1 rRNA gene is annotated in these 820 nt (G+C 52.8%); it reads left to right on the top strand.

Annotation, left to right across the window (positions count from 1 at the left end):
* Positions 1 to 820: ribosomal RNA gene (locus QLG09_RS22345) — 23S ribosomal RNA — on the top strand; the annotation flags it as partial.

Here is an 820-nt window from a genome sequence, read left to right as displayed (position 1 = left end):
CACAGGCTGTGAACTCGAAGAGTAGGGCGGGACACGTGGTATCCTGTCTGAATATGGGGGGACCATCCTCCAAGGCTAAATACTCCTGACTGACCGATAGTGAACCAGTACCGTGAGGGAAAGGCGAAAAGAACCCCGGCGAGGGGAGTGAAAAAGAACCTGAAACCGTGTACGTACAAGCAGTGGGAGCCTCTTTTATGGGGTGACTGCGTACCTTTTGTATAATGGGTCAGCGACTTATATTCTGTAGCAAGGTTAACCGTATAGGGGAGCCGAAGGGAAACCGAGTCTTAACTGGGCGTTAAGTTGCAGGGTATAGACCCGAAACCCGGTGATCTAGCCATGGGCAGGTTGAAGGTTGGGTAACACTAACTGGAGGACCGAACCGACTAATGTTGAAAAATTAGCGGATGACTTGTGGCTGGGGGTGAAAGGCCAATCAAACCGGGAGATAGCTGGTTCTCCCCGAAAGCTATTTAGGTAGCGCCTCGTGAACTCATCTTCGGGGGTAGAGCACTGTTTCGGCTAGGGGGCCATCCCGGCTTACCAACCCGATGCAAACTACGAATACCGAAGAATGTTATCACGGGAGACACACGGCGGGTGCTAACGTCCGTCGTGAAGAGGGAAACAACCCAGACCGCCAGCTAAGGTCCCAAAGTCATGGTTAAGTGGGAAACGATGTGGGAAGGCACAGACAGCCAGGATGTTGGCTTAGAAGCAGCCATCATTTAAAGAAAGCGTAATAGCTCACTGGTCGAGTCGGCCTGCGCGGAAGATGTAACGGGGCTAAACCATGCACCGAAGCTGCGGCAGCGAC

Origin of the sequence: Enterobacter sp. V89_11 (genome assembly GCF_029967775.1) — a bacterium.
Classification (GTDB): domain Bacteria; phylum Pseudomonadota; class Gammaproteobacteria; order Enterobacterales; family Enterobacteriaceae; genus Enterobacter; species Enterobacter ludwigii.
Note: the sequence above shows the minus strand (reverse complement) of the source record. Positions and strands in the feature narration are given on the sequence as shown.